A 15,559-nucleotide genomic window follows, 5' to 3' on the forward strand; every position below is an offset into this window, starting at 1 on the left:
AGGAGGCGGCTACCGCTGGAAAACGTTCTCCGAGAATCTCGCCCATCGCTCCCTGCGATGTCAACGAAATGTGAGCCATGCGACCGCTTGATCCGGGTCACGGACACGGTGGGTGAGCGGTGATAACGTTTGCCGCCCTCATCCGGTACGGGTCGACAAAAGGGGCGCGCCACCGTGGCCGAAGTGACCTTGAAGGACGTCGCGCTGGCGTCCGGCTGCTCCATCGCCACGGTCTCCCGGGTGCTCGCCGGCACCCGCCCGGTCGGCGCCGAGACCGCCCGCACCGTCCGCGCGGCGGCCGAACGCCTCGGCTACCGCCCCAACCACGTCGCCCGCGCCCTGCGCAGCCGCTCGACCGGCACCGTCGGGCTGGTCCTGCCGCAGATCACCAACCCGTTCTTCCCCACCCTGGTCCGGGAGCTGGAGCACGCCCTGCACGCCGAGGGCCGCGCCGTCCTGCTGGCCGACTGCGACGACGACCCGGCCACCGAGGCGGCCCGGATCGGTGCCCTGCTGGCCCGGCAGGTCGACGCGCTGCTGCTGATACCGGTCGACGAACGGCACAGCCGGGAGGCGGTGGTGGCGGCCGCCGCCCAGGTGCCGCTGGTGCTCCTGGACCGCGGCTGCGGGCCCGGCGTCGCCGACTCCGTCGCCGTCGACAACGTCGCCGGAATGGCGCTCGTACTGGATCACCTCGCCGCCACCGGGCGCCGCCGCCCCTGCTTCGTCGGAGCCGCCGGCACCGCCTCCGCGGCCGTCGAGCGGCGCACCGCGTACGAGAACGGCGCCGCGGCCCTCGACCCGGCGGCACCCGGCCGGCTCGCCCTCGGCGACTTCTCGGTGGAGTGGGGCCGGGCCGCCGTCGACCGCCTCTGGCCGTCCCGTCCGGACGCGGTGGTCTGCGCCAACGACCTGATCGCGGCCGGCGCGTTGCAACGGCTGCGGCAACTGGGGGCGGACGTCCCGGGCGAGGTCGCGGTCACCGGTTTCGACGACATCCCGCTGGCCGGCCTGGCCGACCCCGCGCTCACCACCGTGCGCCAGCCGGTCGCCGAGCTTGCCGCCGAGGCCGCCCGGCTGCTGTCCCGCCGCCGGGCCGACGGTTCGTCAGGACCGTGCCATACGGTGCGCCTCGCCCCGGAGTTGGTGGTCCGCGCCTCCAGCGGGACGGCGGCCGTGGTGTCGGCCGACGGGTGGCCCGCGACCTCTTGACCGTACACGGTCACGGAGTAAAGTCTAGACCAATCAGTGCACCCCTCGCGCCTTTCACCCCCCTCGCGAAAGGGTTGACATGAACAAGAAAAGAAAACTGGCCCTCGCCATCGGCGCCGGCATCGCCCCGCTGCTCGTCGTCACCCTGCCGGTCACCCCGGCCAGCGCCCACGGTTATGTCTCCGCACCCCCCAGCCGCCAGGCACAGTGCGCCGCCGGCACCATCGACTGCGGACCCATCAAGTGGGAACCGCAGAGCGTCGAGGGCCCCAAGGGCCTGACCAGCTGCAGCGGCGGCAACAGCCGGTTCGCCGAACTCGACGACGACTCCAAGGGCTGGAAGGTCACCCCGATCGGCCACACCCAGACCTTCACCTGGCGGCTGACGGCCCGTCATGCCACCAGTACCTGGCAGTACTTCGCGGGCGGAAGGAAGGTCGCCGAGTTCAGCGGCGGCGGCGCCCAGCCCCCGGAGACCGTGACCCATACCGTCGATTTCGGCGGCATCACGGGCAGGCAGAAGATCCTCGCGGTCTGGAACATCGCCGACACCGCGAACGCCTTCTACGCCTGCATCGACGTCACCATCGGCGGCTGACCCGGTACCGGCGGCCGCCCCGCTTCCTCCGCGCACGTCCCCCTCATCCGCCTCGTCCGCCTCGTCCGCCCCCGTCCCCACCCGCCCCGTCGCCCTGCGGCGTCACGGCAGTGACCAGTGGTCAGCAGGGTGACGGGGCCGGCCGGCGCACCCGTTACGATCGGCCCATTCATGGCCGTTGTGCGTGGCCGCTGCCGGGAGGAAGAGATGGGCCTGTTCCGCCGAGGACCGAAGCGGGATCCCCGCGACCTGGCACGCGACGGGGAGTTCAGCTTCTTCTCCGAGCGGGAAGGCGGCGTCTTCCGCTCCCAGGTCCGGCAGGCCTTCGCCGAACACGGCCTGGAGGTCACCGCGTACGCGGGGGTGGTCACCGACTCGTCGGGGCGTCAGTTCGGCCTCGGCAACCTCGCCGCGGTGTGCCACCGCGACCGGCGCGGCGAACGCGCCTGGCCCGGGCTGATCCGGGACCACGTCGGCAAGGTGCTGCGCACCATGGACGGCCCGCAGCCGCTGGACGTGCTCTCCGCGGACGAGATCCGCGCCTGCCTCTACCCCCGGGTCGTCGCCCAGGAGACCCTGCCCGCCTCGGATTCCTTCCGCTACGGCCGGGAACCGGCACCCGGCCTGTGCGAGGTCCTCGCGCTCGATCTGCCCGAAGCGGTGCAGATGCTCAGCGAGGACTCGCTGACCGACCTCGGGGACGTCGCCGAACTGCGGATCCGGGCCATGAACAACCTCCGCGCCCTGCCCGTCGAGGGCCATGAGACGGTACGGCGCGGCGACGGCTCGGCGTTCGAAGTGCTGCTCGGCGACTCCTTCTTCACCGCCAGCCGGGTGCTGGTGCTCGACGACCTGGTCCAGCGGCTCATGGGCACCGGGCTCACCCCCGACGGTGCGCTGGTCGCCATGCCGTTCCGCCACCAGCTGGCGTTCCACCGCATCCAGGACGCCCAGGTGATCCCGGCGCTCCAGGCCATGGCGCAGTTCGCGGCGGCCGGCCACGAGGACGCGGCGGGCGCCATCAGCCCGCGGGTCTTCTGGTGGCGCCGGGGCGTGATGACCCCGCTCAGCGAGCCGGACGGGGACGGTCTGCGCGTGGTCGTCGACGGCGAATTCCAGGAACTCCTCGAACGCCTGGTACAGGGCGAGAGCTGAGCGGGCGAGTCCGGTCGGAACACCCGTCCCGAGTGGGCCCTTTCCTCGGCCCGAAAGATTCTTTCCCCGAATCTTCACAGAAGGGGAACCACTTCCCGCGTCCACCCGTTCCTATAGGTGAGGCCCCACGCTCTCCCCCGTGCGTGGGGTCTCGCCATGTCTCACCGCTGCCTCGTTCCGGGCCCTCAGTCGTGGCCCGCCCGCTCCGTTTCCTCCTCGGTCAGCAGCCGCGAGCGGATCAGGAACCGCACCCCCTCGGGCGCCTCCAGGGAGAACCCGCTGCCGCGCCCCGGTACGACGTCCACGGTCAGATGCGTATGCCGCCAGCGCGCGAACTGGTTCGCCGACATCCAGAAGTCCACCGGCTCCGGCACCCCCGCCACCGCCAGCCGCCCGAGCAGCACGTCCGACCCGCCCGTACGGAATTCCCCCGCCGGGTAGCACATCGGCGCACTGCCGTCACAGCAGCCGCCGGACTGATGGAACATCAGCGGCCCGTGCTGCTCCCGCAAGGACCGCAGCAACGCACCCGCCGCCCCGGTCACCGCAATCCGCTCCGCACCCGCACCCGCACCCGCACCCGCATCCGCGCCCGCGTCCACAGTCACACCACCCGCCGCATCAACGTAAGGTCCACTGCCTTCAGTCAACCCCTTGTGAGGTTGCTAGAGGGTTGCACGGGCCGTCCGGGGCCGAAGGCGTTCACGGCCGGCGGCGGTCGGCGGGCGGGGGTGGCTGGATCCGCATGCCGGGCCGGCGCGGATGGACGGTCAGGTAAGACAGGCCCCCCGCGCCCGCGACCAGGCCACGGGTGGCACCGTGCGGCAGCCAGACCAGGCTGCCTTCGGCCAGCGGACGCGACCCGTCCGCGGAGAGCAGGGTGCCGTCTCCGGCGACGACCAGCAGGAGGACGTCCAGATCCGGCTCGGTGTGGGGGGCCACCCGCCCGGCCGGCGGGATGCGCACGACATTGGCGTCGAGTTGCCGTCCGGGTTCCGCCAGCCGCCAGAGCGCACCGGCCGGCGCACCGTCGAGCGCCGCGCCCGCGGTCAGGGCCCCGGTGTCGCACAGCACGCGGGGGACCGGTGCGTCACCGTCCGGTCCGGCGGAGCCGTCGTTTTCCACAGTCATACACGTGCCCTGTTCGATGTGCATTGCCTGCCCGCCGGCGGAACGGGCTCTCCACGGGGCCAACCCCCGTACCAGTCTCGCCTGTCGGCGGCCTCGCCCGTGATGCATTCCACGCGCTCCCGGGCGTATCTGAATAGGAATCTAACATGCGTCTTTGCTAACGTCCGGTATGTGCGGCTGACGAAGTTCACCGACCTGGCGCTGCGTTCCGTGATGCGCCTGGCGGTCTCCGGAGAGGGCGACCCGCTGACCACGCGCGAGGTGGCCGAGGCCATGGACGTGCCCTACACCCACATGGCGAAGGCGGTCACCCGCCTCCAGCGCCTGGGCGTGGTGGAGGCGCGACGGGGCCGCGGCGGCGGCCTGGCGCTGACCGGACTCGGCCGGCGGGCGTCGGTCGGCTGGCTGGTCCGGGAGCTGGAGGGCGAGGGCGAGGTGGTCTCCTGCGACGGCGATCCCCCGTGCCCGCTGCGCGCGGCCTGCCGTCTGCGCAGGGCGCTGCGCGACGCCCAGGAGGCGTTCTACGCCGCGCTCGACCCGCTGACCGTGACGGACCTGGTGGCCTCACCCACCGGCCCCGTCCTGATCGGCCTGGTCGGCCGCCCGCCGGAATGACCTTCGCGCCACCGGCATAACCGGCGTCATCAACGTAACCGGCGTAACCGGTGCCATCAACGTCACCGGCGTCACCGGTCTCGCCGACGGAACCGGTCTCACCGACCTCACCGACGTCATCGCGCTGCTGGACGCGCCCTCGCGTCGCGCGCCTAAATAAGAAGATCATTAGCGTATTAAGGAGTCGCGGTGCTCTCCGAGCAGTCCACCCCGGTCCTCCGGACCTCCCTCCCGGCGGTCGGCGCCGCCATCGGCGACATCACCGAGCTGTTCTACCGGAAGCTGTTCGACGCCCACCCCGAGCTGCTGCGGGACCTGTTCAACCGGGGCAACCAGGCCAACGGGGACCAGCAGCGGGCCCTCGCCGGCTCCATCGCGGCGTTCGCCGAAATGCTGCTGGACGGCCCGGAGGCCCGCCCGGACGCGACGCTCGCCCGGATCGCGCACAAGCACGCCTCCCTCGGCATCACCTCCGACCAGTACAAGGTCGTCCACCGCCACCTCTTCGCGGCGATCGCCGAGGTGCTCGGCGACGTGGTCACCCCCGAGGTCGCCGCGGCCTGGGACGAGGTCTACTGGCTGATGGCGAATGCGCTGATCGCCGTCGAGGTCCGGCTCTACCAGGAGGCCGGCGCCGCCGAGGGCGCCGTCTGGCACCGCATGACGATCGTCGAACGGCGGCAGGAGACCCCGGACGCGGTCTCCTTCGTCCTGCGGCGGGCCGACGGCCGTCCCACCGCCCCCTTCCGTCCGGGCCAGTACGTCAGCGTCCAGGTGGAACTCCCCGACGGCGCCTGGCAGATACGCCAGTACAGCCTCTCCGCCGCCCCCGGCCGCGCCGATCGGCGCATCACCGTCAAGCAGGTCCGGGCCGGGACCGGGAGCGACGCGGATCGTACGCAGCCGGACGGTGAGGTCTCCAACTGGCTCTGCACCCACGCCCGTACGGGGGACGAGCTCATGGTCTCCGTCCCGTTCGGCGACCTGGTCCTGCCGGAGGGCGACAGCCCGCTGCTCCTGGCGTCGGCCGGGATCGGCGTCACGCCCATGCTGTCCATGCTCGACCACCTCGACGCCACCGGATCCGCCCGCCCGGTGACCGTCCTCCACGCCGACCGCACCCCCGCCGACCACGCCCACCGCGACGAACAGCGCAGCCTGGTGGGCGCGTTGCCGGACGCCCGGCTGCATCTCTGGTACGAGGAGCCGGGCGACCAGGCCCCGGAGGCGTCGACCGGCCGGGTCGACCTCGACACCATCGACCTTCCCCCGGGCGTGACCGCCTACCTCTGCGGCCCGCTGCCCTTCATGCGCGCGGTCCGCGGTGCCCTGCTGCGCCGTGGCGTCCCCGCCGAAGCGATCCACTACGAGGTCTTCGGCCCGGATCTGTGGCTGGGGCGGTGACCTGCATGCATTCCCCGCACGCCGGCCCCGCCGCGGTGGCCGTCGCGGCGGCCTTCGTCTGGCTCGGCATGGTCGTCGCCATCTCCTTCCTGGAGGCGCCCCTGAAGTTCCGCGCCCCCGACGTGACGGTCCGCATCGGCCTCGGCATCGGCCGCCTCGTCTTCCGGGCACTCAACCGGGTCGAGGCGGTACCGGCCGTCGTCGTGGTCACCGCGGTCGCCCTCGGCCGGCCCCCGGTATCCGTGGTGAAGATCGTCCTGAAGGTCACCGACTGAGGAACGGCCGGTCCTCGAGACGCCCGCACGCTCGGCTGTCGCGCCGGAACGAGGGATAGTGACCGATCGGGTTGCACGTCGTGCCATTGCCTGGCCGCGCACCTGCCTGGCCCTGCACTTGCCTGGCCGTGCAACTACCTACTGGGAGGAGAGTCTCATGGCGCTCGGTTGGAAGGTGGTCTTCGATGCCGGTGACCCGCATCGCCAAGCCGTGTTCTGGGCGGATGCGTTGGGCTATCGGATCGAGGACAACAGTGCTTTGATCCAGCAGCTGCTGGCCTCGGGGGCGATTGACGAGAGTCTGTGCATCGAGTTCCAGGGGCGGTTGTTCTGGCGGGATGCGGCGGCCGTCCGGCACCCCGAGGACCCCTTCGATCCGGTCAGCGGCGCCGGCCGCGGCAGACGCCTGCTGTTCAACCGCGTTCCCGAGCCGAGGGCGAGCGGAAAGAACCGGCTGCACCTCGACATCCACACCGAGGCGGGCCAGCGGGAAGCGACCGTGGCCCGGCTGCAGGAACGCGGCGCGACACTGGTCCGGCACGTGAAGGAGCCCGGGGGCGAGTGGTCCGTCCTCACCGATCCGGAAGGCAACGAGTTCTGCGTGGCCTGAGGGGACATCAGTCGCCGCATCAGTCACTGCATCAACCACCAGGTCAGTTCGGGAACTTGCGTGGTGCGCACTATTGCGTGCCGCGCAAGTTTTGCTTTACGGTCCTGTGCCATGGGGTTGCGAGAGCAGAAGAAGGCCGAGACGCGTGCGGCGCTCAGCTGGGCCGCGGTCCGGCTGACCGTTGAGCGCGGGTTCGGCAACGTCAAGGTGGAGGACATCGCCGAGGCCGCCGGTGTCTCCCCGCGCACGTTCAACAACTACTTCTCCAGCAAGGGAGAAGCGATCGTCGCCCGCCACCTCGACCGCGGTCTCCGCATCGCGGAGGCGCTGCGGGAGGGCCCGGAGGAGCCGCTGTGGGAGGCGATCACCCGCTCGGTGCTGGCCCAGTTCGGGCCGGACGCCGAGTCGGCCGCCCATCCCATCGCCGACGCGGCTCAGTGGACGGCCGGGGTGCGCATGATGGTCTCCGAACCGGCCCTGCAGGGCGAGATGTTGCGGGCCGGAGCCATCGCCGAGGCCGAGATCGCCGCGGCCGTCGGCGACCGCACCGGTACCGATCCCAAGCAGGACCTCTACCCGCACCTCGTCGCGTCCGCAGTCGTCGCCGCGATCAACACGGCCACCGCGCACCACCTCCGCACCGACCCGCCGGTACCGGTGAGGAGTCTGCTCGCGGACGCCCTGACCCGGGTCGCAGCGGGACTGTCGAAGCCGTAGGCACCACCAGCACGCATCCCCTCCCGTACGCATCCCCTTCCGCAATGCGTCCCCGTCCGCACGCGTCCCCTTCCGTAGGCGCCCCTTCCATAGGCGTCCACCCGTAGGCACCACCACCCCGGACGGCAAGCCCGGCACCTTCCCGCCGGGCCGATGTCCCCTGCCTGGAAACGGAAACCCACTCATGATCGACGTCGTCATCGCGGGCGCCGGGCCCAACGGCCTGATGCTCGCCTGTGAGCTCGCCCTGGCCGGTGCGCGGCCGCTCGTGCTGGAACGCCTCGCCGAACCGACCTCCGAGCAGCGCGCGAACGGGCTGGTCGGTCAGGTCGTCCGGATGCTCGACCGGCGCGGGCTGTACGAGCGGCTGACCGTACCCGGTGCCCCCAACACCCCCCGGCCCGCGCCCAGTTACGTCTTCGGTGCGTTCCCGCTCGACCTGAACGGCCTGCCGGACAACCCGCTCCACACGTTGCGGGTGCCGCAGAGCCGGATAGAGCTCATGCTCGCTGAGCGCGCGGCCGAACTGGGCGTGGAGGTCCGCCGCGGCCATGAGGTCATCGGCCTGACGCAGGGCGAGCATTCGGTGCTGGTCGAGCTGCGCGGGCGGGAGCCGGTCGAAGCGGCGTTCCTGGTCGGCGCCGACGGCGGGCACAGTGTGGTGCGCAGGCTCGCCGGGATCGAGTTCCCCGGGGTGACCAGGGACGACTCGGTGTCGCGCACCGCACACGTCAGCGTGCCCCGGGAGCGGGTCGGGGCCGATGGCGGCCTGGTCGTGCCCGGCTTCGGCACCGTTCCGCCGTACCGGCATCTGCGGACCGAACACGGCCTGATCGCCTGGGCACCGTTCCCCGACGGCGATCCGCTGATCAGCACGGTGGAATGGGGACAGCCGGCCGAGGGCGAGGCCACGCTCGACGAGCTGCGGGCCAGCGTCGCCCGGGTGCTCGGTGCGGAGGTGCCGCTCGGCCCGCCGGCCGGGCCGGGACCGCACATGATGCGGCGGCTGCTCGGTGGCAACACCCGGATCGCCTCGCGGTATCGCGCGGGCCGCGTCCTCCTGCTCGGGGACGCCGCGCACGTACACTCGGCGATCGGCGGCCCGGGGCTCAACCTGGGCCTGCAGGACGCGGTGAACCTCGGGTGGAAACTGGCCGCGGAGGTGCGTGGCCATGCACCGGAGGGGCTGCTGGACACCTACGAGACGGAACGGCTCCCGGCCGCGCGGCGGGTCGCCATGCACACGCAGGCACAGTCCCTGCTGACCCGGCCGGGCAGCGAGGTGACGGCACTGCGGGAACTGTTCGGTGAGTTGCTCGACCGGCCTGCGACGCGGCAGCACCTCGCGCATCTGCTGTCCGGCGATGACCTCAGCTACGACATGGGACCGGCCACCGGAGCGCTCGTCGGCCGGTGGGCGCCGGACCTGTCGGGCCTGCAAGGCCTGCCGGACCTGCGCGAGCTGACCCGCACCGGCCGGCCGCTCCTCCTCGATCCGACGGGCACCCTCGATGCCGGGCCCTGGGCCTCGCAGGTCGACACCGTGACCGTCCCGGACCTCGACACCGCACTGCTGCTCCGGCCCGACTGCTACGTCGCCTGGCAAGGCACCACGGGCGACGGTTTGCACGAAGCGCTGGGCACCTGGTTCACGGCGGCTTGAACGGCAGCACGGACCAGCAGGCGCGCGAGGTGGCCGCCCGCCCGGCCCAACAGCCGGCCGGCGTGAAGCGCCGCCCGGCCTGACGCACCACTGCTGAGGCTCCGCCCGGCGTGAAGCGCCACCTGGCCGGCCGGAAGCGCCCCCCCGAGGCGGCCGGAAGTGCCACCCGCGCGGTCGGGAGGCGCCACCTGGCCGACCCGAAGTGCCACCCACGCGGCCTTGCAGCTCTGGTCGGGGGGCGCTTCAGGTGAGGTTCAGCCCGCCGTCGAGCATGATGACCTCGCCGGTGAGATAGCTGCTGGTGAGCACCGACGCCACCAGGTCGGCCACCTCGGAGGGTTGGGCCGGGCGGCGCATCGGCGCGCGCTCCCGCCAGATGTCGTGCGCATGCGCCCAGTCCTTCGTCATGGGCGTGTCCACGAGGCCCGGGGCCACCGCGTTGACCCGTACATCGGGCGCGAGCGCGGCGGCCAGCAGCCGGGTCACGTGGTTCAGTGCCGCCTTGCTCGCCGCGTACGGAACCGAGGAGCCCTTGGGGCGCACCCCGGCATGGCTGGTGACGTTCACGATGCTGCCGCCGCCGGGGGATTCGCGCAGCGCCGGCAGCGCCGCCGTGCACAGCACCCACGGTGCGATCAGATTGACCTCCAGCAGCTGTCGCCAGTCCGCCGGTGTCGCCGCTGCCAGGTCATGGTGCGGGATCGGCCAGCTGATGCCCGCGTTGTTCACCAGCACGTCCAGCCGCCCGTACCGGCCGAGCGCCGCCTCGACCAGCCCGCGGGCCTCCTCCTCCACCGCCAGATCGGCACGTACGTACGCCCCGCCGAGCTCCGCCGCCAGTGCCTCCCCGGCCTCCGCGCTGCGCCGCGAGTGCACGACGACCCGCATGCCGTCCGCCGCCAGCCGCCGTGCGACGGCTTCCCCGATCCCCGAGGTGGACCCCGTGACCAGGGCAACGGGCCGATCCGATGGTTCAAGCGTCATGATCGGGAATCCTGCCATGGCCGTCACCCGGTGACCGGTCGGCCGGTGCGGGGCGGGTCGCGGCGATCGCTCGGCCGACGGCGACGTTCGCTGAGAGTCCCCTCTCTCCCTCTTGCGCTGCGGACGCCGGGCCGGACGGGCGGATCCCGTGCCGCGGCGATGTCACGAATCACCGGCCCCCGCCCGTCCTTCATGCGACAGCCCGAACAGCGCTAGCAGCCCCAACAGCCCGAACAGCGCTAGCAAGCCCAACAGCCCCAACAGCCCCAACAGCCCCAACAGCTCTACGAGATGAGGTGTCCGTCGTGATCCACCCGTGGTGGCTCTTCGCCGGCCTGGCCGCCGTCCAGCTCGGCGATGCCGCATTGTGTCTCAGGCCCGTCGCTTTCATCCGGGCCTGCCTGGAGGACGTGCACTTTCCCCGCCGGTACTGGCGGTGGGTGCCCGTGGTGAAGACCGCCGCGGCGGTCGGCCTGATCGTCGGCATCTGGTTCCTGCCGATGGCCGTCCTCACCACCGCCTCACTGGTGGTCTACTTCCTCATTGCCATCTCCCTGCACCTCCGCGCCAAGGACTACGGTCGCAACCTCTTCCTCAATGCCCTCGGCATGCTCGCCTTCTGCACTGCCGCACTGGTCTTCGCCCTCCAAGCGGTATGACCCCCGACCCACCGGAACGGACGTGCCGATACAGCTGACCTCAGCGGATGTTCACCACCACCCGCACCAGCTCGACGTCTGTACGTCGACGACAGCGATGAGGTTGCCAGCTGTGACGTCGTACCGTCCTCGTCCTGGCCTGGCCAGGACGAGGACGCACCCCTCCCGTGACGCCACGTCTACGCACTACCCAGCACCCATCGCCCCCTCCACACCCCCGGTTCGTGGCCCTGCCGCATACGCCAGCGGCGGTGTCATCGCCCGTACGTCCGCCGATTCTCCGACCCACAGCCCGATGAACAGCGCGGCCGTTGCCTCCAACAAACCGGCCCGTTCCAGGCCGCCCGCGGCCACCGGCTCGCAACCCGCATCCCGCACCAATTCACGGACCCGGGTCAGTGCCATCTCGTTGTCCCCGCAGAGCGGGACCGTGAGGAGTTGCCCGTCGAAGACCGGCGGAGTCATCCGCCACACGTCCTCGTGGCAGAGGTTGAACGCCTTGACGACATACGCAGCCGGTGCCGCCGCGGCCAGGCCGGCTGCCGCCGAGGGGCCGCCTTCCGTCAGCAGCTGGAAGCCGGGGCCGACCGGATTGGCGCAGTCGAGGAGCACCCTCCCGCTCAGCGCGGCCTGCAGCCCCTTGGCGATGTCCACCCCGACGCCGTACGGAAGCGCGACCAGTACCACCTCACCGAAACCGGCCGCCGCATCAAGACTCCCGTGCCGAGCTCCACCCCCGAGGCGCGTCGCGAGCCGCCGGGCCTTCTGCTCGTCCCGGCCCCCGATGAACACCTCATGCCCTGCCCGCACCCAGTGCGTGGCCAGCGCGTCCGCCATGTTTCCCGTTCCCAGTACGCTGATCCTCATCGCTCCGCCTCTCTACGCGTCTGCTGCAACCGCTTGCCGGACGACACTAGGCAGCCCGTCAGGCACCATTTGGTACGTGACGACCGACGCCTATCTCGCCGACTGCCGCGCCCGACTCGCCTTCGACCTCCTCTCCAACACCTGGAACGCCGTGCTGATCTGGGCTCTTCGTGAGGGTCCCAGGCGGCCCGGCGAACTGCGCGAGACCATCGGCGGCATCAGCCCGAAGGTTCTGACGCAGACCCTGCGGCGGCTGGAGTTCAACGGACTGGTGAAACGGCACGCCTACGCCGAAGTCCCACCGCGTGTCGAGTACGAACTCACCACCCTGGGGCGGACATTGCTCACCCCGATCGACACATTCGGCGCCTGGGCCTTCGAGCACGGCGATGAGGTCATGGCGGCCCAAGAACGCCATGACGGATGAGCATTCACCCCGACACATGAGAGTTTTGATCGTGGGTGGTAGCGGGTTCCTGGGCTCGGAGCTGGTCCGGCAGGCGGTAGCGGCGGGGCACACGACGGCCGCGACCTACGCGACCAGGCCCGGCCACCCTCGCGAGGTTGCGTGGCACGCCCTCGATCTGCGGGACCCCGGGCGCATCGACGCGGTCATGGACGGGGTCGGCCCGCATCTCATCGTCAACACATCGAGCGGCAAAGCCGATTGGGCGGTCACGGCCGAGGGCCCGGTCCGCCTGGCGATGGCCTCGGCGAGGTACGGAAGTCGTCTGGTCCATGTCTCCAGCGACGCGGTGTTCTCCGGCACCCGCGTCCACTACGACGAGTCCTGCCACCCCGATCCCGTCACCCCGTACGGGGCGGCGAAAGCGGCAGCGGAAACCGGGGTCCTCCTCGTGCATCCGGAGGCCGTCGTCGCCCGTACCTCGCTGATCATCGGCGACGGTCAGTCCGTCCACGAACGTGCCGTCCATGAACTCGCGGCAGGTACCCGCGACGGCGCCCTGTTCACCGACGACATCCGCTGCCCGGTGCACGTCGCCGATCTTGCCGCGGCCCTCCTGGAGCTCGCGTCGTGCGACACCAGCGGCATCCACCATCTCGCCGGAGCCGAGGCGGTGAGCCGCCACGAACTCGGCGTCCTCATCGCCCGGCGTGACGGCCTCGACGCCTCCCGCCTGCCCACGGGCCTGCGTGCCGACAGCACACTTCCCGGCGCCCTCGACGTCCGCCTCGACAGCCGCGCAACCCAACGCAAGCTGCGCACCACCCTGCGCGGCGCCTCGCAGTTCACCGTGGCGGCTTGACCCACGACCGCTCGGGGGTGGGGGAGAGAACGGCGCCGTTGATGCTGCGCTTCCGAGCCGGTGGGTGAGGGGCGCCCGGCGAGCGCCCGCGACCCCACCGTGGTCGGCGTGCCGCAGGCACTGCCTGGCTTGCGTCACGTCGGACCATTGGGCGAGCTGTTATGACGTGGGCCGGCGGGTGTCTGGCGCGTTCAGTGGCTCTTTGGGGAGATGTCGCGGGTGGCTTCGAGGAGGGGCAGCAGGGCGACACCGTTTGCCGGCCGGCTGTCGGAGGGTGCTTTCTGCGGCTGGTACGACATGACGACGCGCACCTGGTAGTTGCCGGGGTGCTGGTCCACGTCGGACCAGGTGGTGCCGGGGCAGAGGCCGTTGATCGCCAGGGTTCCCGTGTACGGGCGCCGACCGACGGGATACCCGATGGCCGGACTGCCGTCCGGGCCCTTGTGCGCGACGGGCTTCTGGCGGCCGACGATGACACCGTGCTTGAGCAGGAGAGCGGTGGGCGGGATCTGACCGATGGGCAGGCTGAGCATCTCCTTCCGGTCGCCGGAGGTGATGCGGTAGGCGGTCCGCAGACTGGAGCCCTGGCGCCGTAGGGACGTGATGGTCAGTTGCAGAGGCTCGTCGGGGCCACTGACGACGACGGGGCGTTCGACGGTGCTGCCACAGGGGAGGGAGCGGTCCTGTTCCCGCAGTGACGGGCTCGTGGTGGTCGGGGCGGGGTGGGCCGGAGCGGCGGTCACCGCGTGGGACTGGCCCCCGCATCCGGCGAGGACGAGCAGCAGGGCGGGGACGGCGGGCAGCAGGGTGCGGCGCATGGATTCCTCCGTGAGGTCGTGAGGTCGCGAAGTCGCGAAGTCGGGAGTGATGTGTCGGGAGCGGTGCGGAGTGTTCATTCGGTCAGGGGCGTACGGGCCACGATCAAGGCATCGGGAGCCCGGGTGCCGGGGGGCGTGGCGTGCTCGGTGGGCTCGGTGGGGAGGACGACGGCCACTTCGTAGCCGTCCTTCCACATCGAGTTCCAGGTGGTTCCCGGGCAGGGACGGCCCGGTACGGGCGCGAGTTGGGCACGCTGCGGACGGTCGGGGGTGAGGGGCGTCCGGCGCGCGGTGTTCTCGTCTCCGTTCCCGTTTGCGTTCCCGTTTGCGTTCTCGCTTCCGGTCTCGCTTCGGTTCTCGTTTCCTGGCGGGTGGGTGGCCGGTGGTCCGGCCGGATCCTGACCGGCCACGACGCGACCGTCCTTCAGGACGAGGATCCGTGGCCGGCCGGACAGGACGGTGGGGGCGGTCGCGGTCACCGCGTAGCTGACCCGTGGGGTTCCGTCCGGAGCCTTGGCCACACCGGAGACGCGCACGGTCACGGTTCCCCGGCCGGAACTCGCCGGGATCCTCGCGCCGCAGGTGTAGTGCGGGAGCGGTGGTGGGGCGCCCGGGGTGTTGCCCGGTTCGGCGCCCGGGGTGTTGCCCGGTTCGGCGCCGCTGGTGGCGGGGGGCCGCTTGTGTACCGAGCCCATCGGTGTCTGGGGCTCCGGTGGGGACGCGGACGGCAGGGTGTTCAGCACCACCGCGGTGGCCACGGCCAGGCCCGTCCCGGTCACGGCCGCATACCGGGCGACCCTGCGCCGGCGCACCCGGGTCCGGACGCGCTCGGTGTCGATCTCCAGCGGCGCGGTGCGGTGCGCGGCGGCCAGCAACTGCTCGCGCAGCTCCTCGGGTTTCATGTCTCCAGCCTTTCCTCCGCGGCGTGATGGGTGGGCAGCCGCAACCGGGTGCCCAGCCGTGCCAGCGCGTCGCTCAGATGACGTTTGACCGTGCCTTCACCGCAGCCCAGCCGCGCGGCGATGTCCGCGGTGGACATGTCCTCGTAGTAACGGAGCACCACACAGGCCCGTTGCCTCGGCGACAGTCCGCGCAGGGCGTCCATGAGGTCGATCCGGTGCATGACGTCCGTGCTGTGGTCGGCAACGGGCGCCGCGGACACGAGCCGTGGAAGCGCGCGGATCCAACGGGCGCGGCGCCGGTGCAGATCCAGATAGCGGTTGAGCATCGTGCGGCGTACGTATGCCTCCGCCTCCCCCAGTTCCCACGCACGGCGGGGCCGGGAGAAGACCCGTACCAGTGCCTCCTGAACCAGGTCGGCGGCCTCCGCGCGATCGCCGCACAGCAGGAAGCCATACCGGTTCAGCTCCGCGCCGCGCTGCTGCGCGAGCTCGGCCAGAAGCCTTGACCATTCGGCCACATTCCCTCCGATCCCCTCACCCGGTTCCACGAACAACTCACCCGCCCGGTTGGGGCCTTACGGCAAGGAATTCCGCGCGATCGCAGACGGGCCGAGGCGAGTGGCAGAGCCGGGGCGAGTGGGGTCGGCCGCCGGCCGCCATCTGTCCACGATCAGCCGGGGG

At 71.5% G+C, this 15,559-nt stretch carries 18 protein-coding genes and 1 pseudogene; 12 read left to right on the forward strand and 7 right to left on the reverse strand.

What is annotated here, in order from left to right; all coding sequences use genetic code 11:
- The first annotated feature begins 183 nt into the window (after positions 1-183).
- From ACFV1J_RS17210 to ACFV1J_RS17220, 3 genes are all read left to right on the forward strand, one after another.
- Positions 184-1,212: a LacI family DNA-binding transcriptional regulator gene (locus ACFV1J_RS17210; protein WP_385858849.1), complete on the forward strand. Its 1,029-nt coding sequence runs from the start codon at positions 184-186 to the stop codon at positions 1,210-1,212.
- A 79-nt stretch (positions 1,213-1,291) separates the two neighbouring features.
- The gene (locus ACFV1J_RS17215; RefSeq protein WP_385858851.1) at positions 1,292-1,810 is read left to right on the forward strand and encodes a lytic polysaccharide monooxygenase auxiliary activity family 9 protein; all 519 of its coding nucleotides are present in this window, start codon (positions 1,292-1,294) and stop codon (positions 1,808-1,810) included.
- Between the two features lie 207 nt (positions 1,811-2,017).
- Positions 2,018-2,965 carry a hypothetical protein gene (locus ACFV1J_RS17220; protein ID WP_385859207.1) on the forward strand — a complete coding sequence of 316 codons (948 nt, stop codon included), beginning with the start codon at positions 2,018-2,020 and terminating at the stop codon, positions 2,963-2,965.
- Between the two features lie 185 nt (positions 2,966-3,150).
- Here the strand turns inward: ACFV1J_RS17220 and ACFV1J_RS17225 are convergent, their stop codons facing one another.
- Together ACFV1J_RS17225 and ACFV1J_RS17230 are read right to left on the reverse strand one after the other, a co-directional pair.
- Positions 3,151-3,573: a DUF779 domain-containing protein gene (locus ACFV1J_RS17225; RefSeq protein ID WP_385858853.1), complete on the reverse strand. Its 423-nt coding sequence runs from the start codon at positions 3,571-3,573 to the stop codon at positions 3,151-3,153.
- A 94-nt stretch (positions 3,574-3,667) separates the two neighbouring features.
- The gene (locus tag ACFV1J_RS17230; protein WP_385858855.1) at positions 3,668-4,096 is read right to left on the reverse strand and encodes a cupin domain-containing protein; all 429 of its coding nucleotides are present in this window, start codon (positions 4,094-4,096) and stop codon (positions 3,668-3,670) included.
- A gap of 171 nt (positions 4,097-4,267) precedes the next feature.
- On the opposite strand from ACFV1J_RS17230, the gene nsrR reads away from it, so the two are divergent.
- From nsrR to ACFV1J_RS17260, 6 genes and pseudogenes are all read left to right on the forward strand, one after another.
- Positions 4,268-4,711: a nitric oxide-sensing transcriptional repressor NsrR gene (gene nsrR, locus ACFV1J_RS17235; RefSeq protein WP_385858857.1), complete on the forward strand. Its 444-nt coding sequence runs from the start codon at positions 4,268-4,270 to the stop codon at positions 4,709-4,711.
- 189 nt (positions 4,712-4,900) lie between these two features.
- A complete protein-coding gene (locus ACFV1J_RS17240) occupies positions 4,901-6,115 on the forward strand; it encodes a globin domain-containing protein (protein ID WP_385858859.1) in 1,215 nt (404 codons plus the stop codon).
- Between the two features lie 5 nt (positions 6,116-6,120).
- Positions 6,121-6,363: pseudogene (locus tag ACFV1J_RS17245) on the forward strand (hypothetical protein); the annotation flags it as partial.
- A 184-nt stretch (positions 6,364-6,547) separates the two neighbouring features.
- A complete protein-coding gene (locus ACFV1J_RS17250; RefSeq protein WP_385859209.1) occupies positions 6,548-7,000 on the forward strand; it encodes a VOC family protein in 453 nt (150 codons plus the stop codon).
- Between the two features lie 111 nt (positions 7,001-7,111).
- Positions 7,112-7,717 carry a TetR family transcriptional regulator gene (locus tag ACFV1J_RS17255; RefSeq protein WP_385858861.1) on the forward strand — a complete coding sequence of 202 codons (606 nt, stop codon included), beginning with the start codon at positions 7,112-7,114 and terminating at the stop codon, positions 7,715-7,717.
- Between the two features lie 184 nt (positions 7,718-7,901).
- On the forward strand, positions 7,902-9,380 hold the full coding sequence (locus tag ACFV1J_RS17260; RefSeq protein ID WP_385858863.1) for an FAD-dependent monooxygenase: 1,479 nt from the start codon (positions 7,902-7,904) through the stop codon (positions 9,378-9,380).
- Between the two features lie 243 nt (positions 9,381-9,623).
- Here the strand turns inward: ACFV1J_RS17260 and ACFV1J_RS17265 are convergent, their stop codons facing one another.
- A complete protein-coding gene (locus tag ACFV1J_RS17265) occupies positions 9,624-10,364 on the reverse strand; it encodes an SDR family NAD(P)-dependent oxidoreductase (RefSeq protein WP_385858865.1) in 741 nt (246 codons plus the stop codon).
- A 305-nt stretch (positions 10,365-10,669) separates the two neighbouring features.
- Between ACFV1J_RS17265 and ACFV1J_RS17270 the strand changes: the two genes are divergently transcribed.
- Complete coding sequence (locus ACFV1J_RS17270) at positions 10,670-11,023, forward strand: DoxX family protein (protein WP_385858867.1); 354 nt, start codon at positions 10,670-10,672, stop codon at positions 11,021-11,023.
- 186 nt (positions 11,024-11,209) lie between these two features.
- Here the strand turns inward: ACFV1J_RS17270 and ACFV1J_RS17275 are convergent, their stop codons facing one another.
- Positions 11,210-11,890, reverse strand: coding sequence for an NADPH-dependent F420 reductase (locus ACFV1J_RS17275; RefSeq protein ID WP_385858868.1), 681 nt, complete (start codon positions 11,888-11,890; stop codon positions 11,210-11,212).
- A 76-nt stretch (positions 11,891-11,966) separates the two neighbouring features.
- On the opposite strand from ACFV1J_RS17275, the gene ACFV1J_RS17280 reads away from it, so the two are divergent.
- Together ACFV1J_RS17280 and ACFV1J_RS17285 are read left to right on the forward strand one after the other, a co-directional pair.
- A complete protein-coding gene (locus tag ACFV1J_RS17280) occupies positions 11,967-12,317 on the forward strand; it encodes a winged helix-turn-helix transcriptional regulator (RefSeq protein ID WP_385858870.1) in 351 nt (116 codons plus the stop codon).
- A gap of 16 nt (positions 12,318-12,333) precedes the next feature.
- Complete coding sequence (locus ACFV1J_RS17285) at positions 12,334-13,158, forward strand: SDR family oxidoreductase (RefSeq protein ID WP_385858872.1); 825 nt, start codon at positions 12,334-12,336, stop codon at positions 13,156-13,158.
- Between the two features lie 191 nt (positions 13,159-13,349).
- Here ACFV1J_RS17285 and ACFV1J_RS17290 read toward each other — a convergent pair whose 3' ends face one another.
- From ACFV1J_RS17290 to ACFV1J_RS17300, 3 genes are all read right to left on the reverse strand, one after another.
- The gene (locus ACFV1J_RS17290; protein WP_385858874.1) at positions 13,350-13,976 is read right to left on the reverse strand and encodes a hypothetical protein; all 627 of its coding nucleotides are present in this window, start codon (positions 13,974-13,976) and stop codon (positions 13,350-13,352) included.
- A gap of 74 nt (positions 13,977-14,050) precedes the next feature.
- Entirely contained in the window at positions 14,051-14,878 is an 828-nt protein-coding gene (locus ACFV1J_RS17295) for a hypothetical protein (RefSeq protein WP_385858876.1), read from the reverse strand.
- Positions 14,875-15,396: a sigma-70 family RNA polymerase sigma factor gene (locus ACFV1J_RS17300; RefSeq protein WP_385858878.1), complete on the reverse strand. Its 522-nt coding sequence runs from the start codon at positions 15,394-15,396 to the stop codon at positions 14,875-14,877. Before ACFV1J_RS17300 ends, ACFV1J_RS17295 begins: the two co-directional genes overlap by 4 nt.
- Positions 15,397-15,559 lie beyond the last annotated feature (163 nt).

Origin of the sequence: Streptomyces sp. NPDC059649, assembly GCF_042734445.1 — a bacterium.
GTDB lineage: Bacteria > Actinomycetota > Actinomycetes > Streptomycetales > Streptomycetaceae > Streptomyces.